Origin of the sequence: Enterococcus sp. DIV1314a (assembly GCF_051713805.1) — a bacterium.
Classification (GTDB): Bacteria; Bacillota; Bacilli; order Lactobacillales; family Enterococcaceae; genus Enterococcus_I; species Enterococcus_I aquimarinus.
The window spans coordinates 993,917-1,005,000 of sequence record NZ_JBIOQP010000001.1 but is presented as its reverse complement, the minus strand read 5'-3'; the positions used below and the strand labels follow the sequence as shown (position 1 = coordinate 1,005,000).

The window sequence follows — 11,084 nt, the reverse complement described above, 5'->3', positions numbered from 1 at the left end:
ATTTCGGAGAGAACCAGCTATCTCCAAGTTCGTTTGGAATTTCTCCGCTACCCACACCTCATCCCCGCATTTTTCAACATACGTGGGTTCGGTCCTCCAGTGCGTTTTACCGCACCTTCAACCTGGACATGGGTAGATCACTTGGTTTCGGGTCTACGACCACCTACTCATTCGCCCTATTCAGACTCGCTTTCGCTACGGCTCCGTCTCTTCGACTTAACCTCGCAGATAATCGTAACTCGCCGGTTCATTCTACAAAAGGCACGCTATCACCCATTAACGGGCTCTAACTTGTTGTAGGCACATGGTTTCAGGATCTATTTCACTCCCCTTCCGGGGTGCTTTTCACCTTTCCCTCACGGTACTGGTTCACTATCGGTCACTAGAGAGTATTTAGCCTTGGGAGATGGTCCTCCCGGATTCCGACGGAATTCCTCGTGTTCCGCCGTACTCAGGATCCTCCTAGGTGCTTTTCAAATTTCGTCTACGGGGTTTTTACCCTCTTTGACGGACTTTTCCAAATCCTTCGACTATCTGAAAAAACTACCATATCGGAGTCCTACAACCCCAACAAGCAAGCTTGTTGGTTTGGGCTGTTCCCGTTTCGCTCGCCGCTACTAAGGGAATCGAATTTTCTTTCTCTTCCTGCAGGTACTTAGATGTTTCAGTTCTCTGCGTCTACCTCTAATCAGCTATGTATTCACTGAAAAGTAACATCCTATAAAAGATGTTGGGTTTCCCCATTCGGAAATCTCTGGATCAAAGCTTACGTACAGCTCCCCAAAGCATATCGGTGTTCGTCCCGTCCTTCATCGGCTTCTAGTGCCAAGGCATCCACCATGCGCCCTTATTCACTTAACCTTCTCAACCTTACGGTTGGGTTTTTGACGTTGTTTCTAGCGATAGAAACGCGATCAAAGATAAAATAAATAAAGTAATTGGAATCATGTAACAATCATCCAACACAATGTTCTTGGTTTGTTATATTTCTTTTCTTCAATATCCAGTTTTCAATGAGCAAAATACAATTAAATTGAGAGTAAACCTCTCAAAACTGAACAAAGAGCAAACGATGTGTAGTTTCCGTGATGTTTGATTAGCAAATGATGAAACATCATTGCGTCAAACAAATTCCTTAGAAAGGAGGTGATCCAGCCGCACCTTCCGATACGGCTACCTTGTTACGACTTCACCCCAATCATCTATCCCACCTTAGGCGACTGGCTCCAAAAAGGTTACCTCATCGACTTCGGGTGTTACAAACTTTCGTGGTGTGACGGGCGGTGTGTACAAGGCCCGGGAACGTATTCACCGCGGCATGCTGATCCGCGATTACTAGCGATTCCGGCTTCATGTAGGCGAGTTGCAGCCTACAATCCGAACTGAGAGAGGTTTTAAGAGATTAGCTCAGCCTCGCGGCTTGGCGACTCGTTGTACCTCCCATTGTAGCACGTGTGTAGCCCAGGTCATAAGGGGCATGATGATTTGACGTCATCCCCACCTTCCTCCGGTTTGTCACCGGCAGTCTCGCTAGAGTGCCCAACTAAATGATGGCAACTAACAATAAGGGTTGCGCTCGTTGCGGGACTTAACCCAACATCTCACGACACGAGCTGACGACAACCATGCACCACCTGTCACTTTGTCCCCGAAGGGAAAGCTCTATCTCTAGAGTGGTCAAAGGATGTCAAGACCTGGTAAGGTTCTTCGCGTTGCTTCGAATTAAACCACATGCTCCACCGCTTGTGCGGGCCCCCGTCAATTCCTTTGAGTTTCAGTCTTGCGACCGTACTCCCCAGGCGGAGTGCTTAATGCGTTAGCTGCAGCACTGAAGGGCGGAAACCCTCCAACACTTAGCACTCATCGTTTACGGCGTGGACTACCAGGGTATCTAATCCTGTTTGCTCCCCACGCTTTCGAGCCTCAGCGTCAGTTACAGACCAGAGAGTCGCCTTCGCCACTGGTGTTCCTCCATATATCTACGCATTTCACCGCTACACATGGAATTCCACTCTCCTCTTCTGCACTCAAGTTCCTCAGTTTCCAATGACCCTCCCCGGTTAAGCCGGGGGCTTTCACATCAGACTTAAGAAACCGCCTGCGCTCGCTTTACGCCCAATAAATCCGGACAACGCTTGCCACCTACGTATTACCGCGGCTGCTGGCACGTAGTTAGCCGTGGCTTTCTGGTTAGATACCGTCAAGGGATGAACTTTTTACTCTCATCCTTATTCTTCTCTAACAACAGAGTTTTACGATCCGAAAACCTTCTTCACTCACGCGGCGTTGCTCGGTCAGACTTTCGTCCATTGCCGAAGATTCCCTACTGCTGCCTCCCGTAGGAGTCTGGGCCGTGTCTCAGTCCCAGTGTGGCCGATCACCCTCTCAGGTCGGCTATGCATCGTGGCCTTGGTGAGCCGTTACCTCACCAACTAGCTAATGCAGCGCGGGTCCATCCATCAGTGACGCAAAAGCGCCTTTCACTTTCTCTCCAGGCGGAGAAAAAGATTATGCGGTATTAGCACCTGTTTCCAAGTGTTATCCCCCGCTGATGGGTAGGTTACCCACGTGTTACTCACCCGTTCGCCACTCTTCTTTTCCGGTGAACCGAAGTTCGATGAAAAAGAAGCGTTCGACTTGCATGTATTAGGCACGCCGCCAGCGTTCGTCCTGAGCCAGGATCAAACTCTCATTAAAAAGTTGAAACAATCTTTCGATTGTTAAGCTCAAAAATTTTGCTAGCTAAATTGCTTGCTTGTAATGTTCACTTCTATCTAAATAGAAGCGTCCTACACTTTTGGTTCGTTTTGCTTGCTTTGTTCAGTTTTCAAAGGTCTACGTTTCGTTGTTTTAGCAACCTTTATATATTATCACCTTAACAGATTAATGTCAACAACTTTTTAATATTTAATAAAAGTTTTTTATCTGCTGTGCTATCAGCAACTTTTATATACTAACAAATAACATTGTTATTTGTCAATTGTTTTTTTATCTTTCTTTTTAAAAGTGATACGCTACAGTTCTATATTTATACGTCTTGCTTCAACAGTTAATAATATACCAATTTTCTACAGCCGAGTCAATAGCTAGAACGTTGATAAATCAACGTTTCTATTTAGAGCCCTTTCTTCTATCAACCACTTCGTTTTCATCCGTTATTATCCGTAAAATAAACCCTTATATCCTTCTAAAAGCAAATAACGTTCGTTAATTTGCTCGTTTGTCCTTTGTTTTTTCTTTTAATTTCTTATATTATCTAAAGATTGATAGTTATTTTATCTATTTATTCATTTTTTTGATAATATAGGGTTAGATAAAACTATTAGGAGGTTGTCTTATGAAAATATTAGTAGCAGATGATGATAAAGAAATTGTAGAGTTAATTAGTATTTATCTTCATAATGAAGGATACGAAGCAGTAAAAGCTTACGATGGCAAAGAAGCCATGGAATACGTTCGTTCAACACCCGATATCGGTTTATTAATTTTAGATATCATGATGCCTGAATTAGATGGCATGCAAGTTGTTAAAGCGCTTCGTAAAGAATCACAAATTCCAATTATTATGTTAACAGCAAAAACAACTGATATGGATAAAATTAAAGGGCTGGTTGCAGGCGCAGATGATTATATTACAAAACCATTTAATCCACTTGAAGTCATGGCTCGGGTCAAATCGTTATTACGTCGGACAAAGATGACTGCTGCCAGTGAACAACCCGATATTTTAGAAGTTCGATCATTAATTATTAATCGTGATTCTCATGAAGTAAAAACATTGGATGGCGGAGATATTCAACTGACTGCATTAGAATTTGGAATTCTTTATCTTCTAGCGTCTCATCCAAATCGTGTGTTTAGTGCCGATGAAATTTTTGAACGGGTATGGAAACAAGAAAGTGTCGTTTCCGCAAAAACAGTGATGGTTCACGTGAGTCATTTGAGAGATAAGATAGAAGAAGCTACTGGTGGCGAAAAAATCATTCAAACCGTTTGGGGAGTTGGATATAAAATAGATGCCAAATAACAAAATAGAAAAACGAAAACGAATCACATTGACCTCAAAGGAGATTAGTGAACTTTTTGCAGAAGCAATCGTCACAATTGTTTTGTTAATTTTACTTAACATTGCGATTATTGTCATCTTTTCTTCGATTGTGAATCATTTTCCTTCATTAAATGATGCTATTTTTGAAACGCGAAATAGTTTTGTGCGAAATTTTGATTCGACAATTTTTTTAAGTGGTAGAAATTTAGTCATTCCTCTCTTTATTATTCTTGATACTTTAATTTTATATTGGCGCTTAATTCGTCGTTACCGTCAAATGCAATTACGGCATATTATTACTGAGCTGCATTACATTGCCAGCGGGAATTATGATCACCGTATCCCATTTGAACTTAGTGGTGATTTAAGTCGGATTGTCACGAGTATTAACGGTCTCGTCGACAGTACGGTCGCAGCCATTGAAGAAGAGCGTCGGATTGAACAATCGAAGGATGAATTAATTACAAATGTGAGCCATGATATCCGCACACCTTTAACATCTATTATTGGTTATCTTGGGTTAATTGAAGATCGACAATATCGTTCTGAAGAAGATCTATTAAAATACACTCATACCGCTTATGTAAAAGCTAAACAAATGACTTCTTTAGTGGAAGATTTATTCGAATATACCAAAGTTCGCCAACCTGGTGTTCCGATTCATACAATGAACTTTGATATGGTACAACTTTTGGAACAACTCGCCATTGAATTTGAATTAGAAGCCAGTCGGAAGGGAATTGACATTCAAGTAGTGACCAGTGCGCCACAGTTATTAATGGATGGTGACACGGATAAATTAGTTCGGGTGTTTAACAATTTAATTACAAATGCGTTGAAGTATGGTAAAGGAGCTACTCTAATCTTGATTGAGATTGAAAAAGTCGGAACTGAGGCGATTATTCGTGTGAAAAACAATGGGAAGATGATCCCTAAGCATTCCTTAGATTCTCTTTTCAATCGCTTTTACCGTGTGGAAGAGTCACGATCACAAGAAACGGGTGGTACTGGCTTAGGGCTTGCCATTTCACAAAGCATTATTGCGTTACATGGCGGTTACATTTATGCCCAATCAAATCAAGATTGGACATCCTTTATCATCCATTTACCACTTAGTCATGTGAAACGTACAAAAAAATCAGAGAATAGTTGACGAAAGAGCCGTTTTCCGCTATGCTAAAGCAAATAAAATGAATATTCAAGCAGAGAATCTAGTACGTAGTGTTTCTATTTCAATAGAGAGCTGATGGTTGGTGAAAATCAGTATAGAACAAGACCGAATCCAATTCTTATCATGCTTCTTTTGAAAGAAAGACCTACTTCTCAGGTTACGAGAAAAACAAGGGCGGCAAATTGTCGAACTTGGGTGGTACCGCGAATAATCTATTTCGTCCCAAGCTATAGCGAGGGATGGAATAGTTTTTTTTATTTTATTTACTAATTTGAGGAGGAAAAATAAAATGTTAGACATCAAAATGATTCGCCAAAATATGGAACTTGTCGAGCAAAAGTTAATCGCGCGTGGTGTGGCCCCTGAAGTATTGATCCACTTTTTAGCACTTGATGAAAAGCGTCGCGAGTTGCTTGTACAAACAGAAGAACTGAAAAAATATCGCAATGAGGTCTCTGGTGCGATTGCGACGTTAAAACGGGAAAAAGTCGATGCGACGGATAAAATTACCGAAATGAAAGCAGTCGGTGAGCAAATCAAAGACTTAGATACTCGTTTGCAAGCGATTGATGATGAGTTACAAGCAATTGCTACTACCTTACCAAATTTAGCACATGAAAGCGTGCCGGTTGGAAAAGATGAAGAAGACAACATTGAAGTACGTCGTTGGGGTACTCCCGGAGAATTGGATTTTGAGGCTAAACCACACTGGGAAATTGCGGAAGACTTAGGGATTTTAGACTTTGAGCGCGGCGCAAAAGTTACTGGTAGCCGTTTTGTGTTCTACAAAGGCTTAGGTGCTCGTCTCGAACGGGCATTATATAACTTCATGTTAGATCAACATATTTACGAGCATGGCTACACTGAAATGATGACGCCCTATATCGTTAATAGCCAATCAATGTTTGGTACAGGACAATTCCCGAAATTTAAAGAAGATGTTTTCCAATTGGCGGATACTGATTTCACTTTAATTCCAACCGCTGAAGTACCGTTAACGAATTACTATAGTCAAGAAATTTTAGAACAAGATTCGCTACCGATTTCTTTAACTGCCTTGAGTCCCGCTTTTCGTTCAGAAGCAGGAAGCGCTGGTCGCGATACTCGTGGTTTAATCCGTCTTCATCAGTTCAATAAAGTAGAAATGGTTAAATTCAGCGATCGGGAACATTCTTATGAAGCCTTAGAGCAAATGACCGCCGACGCCGAGAGTATTTTGCAAAAATTACAATTACCTTATCGCGTTTTAACATTATGCACCGGAGATATGGGTTTTTCAGCTGCGAAAACGTATGATTTAGAAGTATGGATTCCAGCACAAGATACTTTCCGTGAAATTAGCTCTTGTTCGAACTGTGAAGATTTCCAAGCACGCCGGGCGATGATTCGCTACCGTGATGATCAAGGGAAAATTCACTACGCTCATACTTTAAACGGCTCTGGTTTAGCAGTAGGTAGAACCGTTGCAGCTGTTTTAGAAAACTATCAAAATGCCGATGGAACGGTTACCGTGCCTGAGGTCCTTGTTCCGTATATGGGTGGCATCACACGTATCGAAAAAATATAATCATCCGATTAATCTTTGTATAAGGAAATTCTTATACGAAGATTAATCTTTTTTTATTGAGCTTATATTACAAAAGTGTTACATTATTATTAATATTAAGAATAATGATGTTAGAGGTGCTTAGAGTGATCGATAAAAAAATAACTCCTGCGACTAATAGGAGTGAACGACGACAACTTCAACAAAAAAAACAATCAAAAAAAATGTATTCGCGTTTTGTTTTCTTCTCCCTATTAACAGCCATCATCATTGGCTCAGGTCTTGGCCTGTTATACTTCTTAGAACAACAACGAATGAATGAAAAAATTGCGTCCGAAACACAAGAAATACTGAAAAAAAATCAACAAAGACAAACACAAAGCGGTTTTGAAACGAACGAAATGATTACTGAAAAAAATAATCTGACTAAAGTCACTTATATCCCAAAAGAAAAAGATAGCTTACCTATTGAGAACATCGAAGAAAGAATGTCTACCTTAATGAATCAAGCCGCGAAAAAATATAAAGGAAACCAACACACAATCCTCATCGGCAGGATTGGTTACGAAAACTATACGGAGAAATTGGCTTCTTATAGTGTGATGGTTGATACGTATCAATGGCAAGTCGATACTACTACTTTTAAAAATATCGGGACCGTTGAAGATGAGCCTACTTACATCAATCAAAAAACGGAACAAGCTGTTACGATTCAGGAATTAATTGTCGAAGACGCCAATCTACTTGGTATCCAACAAGTGATTCAACAACAAATTTTAGATGATGCTGAAAATCCAAATGATGTGATTGACGCAGTGTTAAATTTACCTCGAATTAATTGGGAAACAAAAATGACGTATCAACCCGATGCTCTACACGTTGTACTTCCCGAAAATGAAACCGGCGTTACTGAAATCACACTATCGTATCAACAGATCCAACCGTTTATTCAAAAAGAATTAGTCAATCCCGCATTCTTAAATGAAGAAGCAACGGGACTAGATCCTAATCAAAAATATATTGTGTTAACTTTTGATGATGGCCCTATGCCGCATACCACAACTAACGTTTTAGATGTTTTACAAGAAAAAAACGTCAAAGCTACGTTCTTTTTACTTGGTCAAAATGCGAAAAAGCATCCTGATCTAGTGAAAAGAATGCATGAAGAAGGTCATGAAGTCGGTAGTCATTCCTACTCTCACCCACTTTTGACAAATCTTTCAAAAGAAGCGATTGAAAAAGAAGTCCAGCAAACCGATCGCGCCATTTTTGAAGCAACCGGCGTTTTACCACGAACATTTAGACCACCTTATGGAGCCGTAAATGCCGATGTGGCAGCGATCATTGGTAAACCGATTATTCAATGGAATATTGATTCAATGGATTGGCATTCGAAACAAAAAAATGCAACCATTCAGATGATTGATCAAACAGCTTCTGAAGGTGGTATTGTCTTAATGCACGACATTCAGCCTTCTACTGTTGATGCACTACCACGAATCATTGATAATCTTAGAGAGCAAGGATACCAATTCGTCACGGCCGAGGAATTGATGGAATCAAATATCCGTCCCTTATATCAATATTTTAGTCGTCATGATTTTCGTAAAATTTGATAGATAAGTCATTCATAATCAAACAAAACCCTCAGGAAAAATATTCCTGAGGGTTTTTGTGATAGCTATTATGATAAATTGATCAAAATAGTTTTTATTGACTAATGGAAATAGACTAATTTTCAGGTGTTCGTACATGAGCAATCCGATAACGAAATTGATCGGCACGCGCGACACTTAACGTGAATTCGATAATTTCATTTTCCGTATTATACGTTGTCCGTCTTAAACTTAAGACAGGAGATCCTTCAATAATTTGCAATTGTCTCGCATCTTTTGACTTAGCGATCGTAGCAAAAAACTCTTCATTTGCTACGCGAATCGTTTGATTAAATTCTTGGGAAAATAAATCATAGAGCGGTTTTTGCTCCAGTAATTCCCTTGTCAGCGTCAAAAATTTTTTAGCTGGTAAATAAGAGCGTTCTAACATCATCGGTTGTCCATCTGCCAAACGCAAACGTTTTAACTTAAGTAATTTTTCACCTAACGATACACCCAATCGGCCAGCCAGATATTTATTGGCTTCTACCACTTCAAATTCTAAAATTTTTGTTTCAGGTGTTTTACCTAAGGAGCGCATTTGCTCTGTGAAACTATACGAGCCCGATAAATTCGTCACTTGCTTACTTAGATCTGAAACAAACGTGCCTTTGCCATGTTGACGATAAATATAGCCTTGTTTTTCTAATTCTTGCAGTGCTAAACGGACGGTTGTACGACTTAACCCATAACGGTTGGTTAACTCTCGTTCGGAGGGTAACATGTCATTGGCTTCCATTTCCATTTCAATCTTTTCTTTTAATAAATCAACTAATTGATTATATAAAGGTTGTTTAATCATCCCTTTTTCCATTTCGACTCACCTCTTTTTCACTCTCAAACTGGTTACTACCACATCGTAAGATTACTATTAAAACGATGAATTGTCAATCAAGAAAAAGATAGGAATCGTTTAATGATAGGCATCAGAAAAAGGTGTGACAACAGTCTACTCTTTCGAAAAACTTCGATACATTCGAACAATCAAAAGAATCAATTGTTCGAATGTATCGCCAGTTTCTCAGAGAAAAACGACTGTTGTCACACCTTGGTTTTTTCTTACGATTTTACTGAATAGTTTGGTGCTTCTTTTGTAATTTGAACATCATGTGGATGCGATTCTTTTAGACCGTTGCCACTCATTTGAATAAATTGAGCTTCTTCGCGTAACTGTTCTAAATCACCTGCTCCTACATAACCCATTCCTGAGCGTAAACCACCAATCATTTGGAATAAGATATCCGCCGCGCTACCTTTATAAGCAACTCGACCTTCGATTCCTTCAGGGACTAACTTATTCGCTTCGTTAACGCCACTTTGGAAGTAACGATCACTTGAGCCTTTTTCCATCGCGCCTAATGAACCCATCCCACGATACGTTTTAAAACGACGACCTTGATAGATTTCGAACTCACCTGGTGATTCATCCGTTCCTGCTAACATACTACCTAGCATGACAGCATGACCACCCGCAGCTAATGCTTTTACGATATCACCTGAGTATTTAATCCCACCGTCTGCAATAATCGTTTTGCCATATTTACGAGCCACAGATGCCGCGTCATAAATCGCTGTTAATTGAGGCACACCAACTCCTGCTACTACACGGGTCGTACAAATAGAACCTGGTCCAATTCCGACTTTTACGACATCTACTCCGGCATCGTAAAGAGCTTTCGTTCCAGAAGCTGTCGCAACATTTCCTGCAATTAACGTGGCTTGTGGGAATTGCGCACGAATCTCGGAAATTTTCCGTAAGACTCCTGCACTATGACCATGAGCTGTATCGATAATAATCGCGTCTGCTCCTGCTTCGAGTAAGGCTTCTGCTCGCTCAAACGTATCACTTGTCACACCGACTGCGGCAGCAACTAATAAGCGTCCATGTTCATCTTTGGCAGCATTCGGGAATTCAATTACTTTTTCAATATCTTTAATGGTAATTAAACCACTTAGACGTCCTGCCTCATCCACAATTGGGAGTTTTTCAATTTTATGTTTTTGTAAAATCTTTTCAGCATCTTTCAGCGACGTACCGATTGGCGCTGTGACTAAGTGTTCTTTTGTCATCACTTCTGAAATTGGAATATGATAATCGGTCACAAAACGTACATCGCGGTTTGTAATAATCCCAACTAATTTACGGTTTTCGAGCGTTTCAACAATTGGTACACCACTAATACGATAATTAGCCATTAATTTTTCAGCATCGGCAACTAAATGATCCGGTGTTAAGAAGAATGGATCAATAATCACACCGCTCTCAGAACGTTTAACTTTCCGAACTTCATCCGCTTGTTCTGCCACACTCATATTTTTATGAATGACGCCTAAACCACCCTGGCGCGCCATCGCAATCGCCATCTTGCTATCTGTTACGGTATCCATACTGGCACTCATAATTGGAATATTTAATTTGATATTTTTTGCTAATTGAATACTTAAATCAACATCATTTGGTAATACGTGACTTTCTGCTGGTACTAATAAGACATCATCAAACGTTAATCCTTTTTTTGCGAATTTTGTTTCCCAGTTGGACATTTTCGTAACCACTCCTCGTTTTTTGTGTTGCTAATCAAAATAGCAAAATTTTATTCAGAAGTCAACTATCCAATCAGAACATTAAAACTTACTCATTAAATCATTCGGAAACTGCCGATA

6 protein-coding genes and 2 rRNA genes (1 of these 8 cut by a window edge) are annotated in these 11,084 nt (G+C 40.1%); 4 read left to right on the top strand and 4 right to left on the bottom strand.

All coding sequences use genetic code 11. The features are described 5' to 3' along the window. Both IGI68_RS04865 and IGI68_RS04860 read right to left on the bottom strand, forming a co-directional pair. Positions 1-861 (bottom strand): 23S ribosomal RNA (locus IGI68_RS04865) (it extends 2,054 nt beyond the left edge of the window). Between the two features lie 278 nt (positions 862-1,139). Further along, positions 1,140-2,697 (bottom strand): 16S ribosomal RNA (locus IGI68_RS04860). Together the 16S and 23S rRNA genes form the textbook arrangement of a ribosomal RNA operon. Positions 2,698-3,337: 640 nt before the next feature. On the opposite strand from IGI68_RS04860, the gene IGI68_RS04855 reads away from it, so the two are divergent. The 4 genes from IGI68_RS04855 to IGI68_RS04840 all read left to right on the top strand — a co-directional run bounded on the left by IGI68_RS04855 (position 3,338) and on the right by IGI68_RS04840 (position 8,381). Continuing rightward, positions 3,338-4,027, top strand: a complete 690-nt coding sequence (locus IGI68_RS04855; protein ID WP_071874500.1) for a response regulator transcription factor — start codon at positions 3,338-3,340, stop codon at positions 4,025-4,027. Further along, entirely contained in the window at positions 4,017-5,201 is a 1,185-nt protein-coding gene (locus tag IGI68_RS04850) for a sensor histidine kinase (protein WP_071874501.1), read from the top strand. The genes IGI68_RS04855 and IGI68_RS04850 overlap by 11 nt, the downstream gene beginning before the upstream one ends. A 307-nt stretch (positions 5,202-5,508) precedes the next feature. Beyond that, the gene (serS, locus tag IGI68_RS04845; RefSeq protein WP_438730929.1) at positions 5,509-6,786 is read left to right on the top strand and encodes a serine--tRNA ligase; all 1,278 of its coding nucleotides are present in this window, start codon (positions 5,509-5,511) and stop codon (positions 6,784-6,786) included. 125 nt (positions 6,787-6,911) lie between these two features. Next, a complete protein-coding gene (locus tag IGI68_RS04840) occupies positions 6,912-8,381 on the top strand; it encodes a polysaccharide deacetylase family protein (protein WP_438730926.1) in 1,470 nt (489 codons plus the stop codon). A gap of 115 nt (positions 8,382-8,496) precedes the next feature. Here the strand turns inward: IGI68_RS04840 and IGI68_RS04835 are convergent, their stop codons facing one another. After that, entirely contained in the window at positions 8,497-9,234 is a 738-nt protein-coding gene (locus IGI68_RS04835; RefSeq protein ID WP_071874504.1) for a GntR family transcriptional regulator, read from the bottom strand. A gap of 245 nt (positions 9,235-9,479) precedes the next feature. Beyond that, a complete protein-coding gene (guaB, locus tag IGI68_RS04830; protein WP_071874505.1) occupies positions 9,480-10,964 on the bottom strand; it encodes an IMP dehydrogenase in 1,485 nt (494 codons plus the stop codon). Between the last annotated feature and the right edge of the window lie 120 nt (positions 10,965-11,084).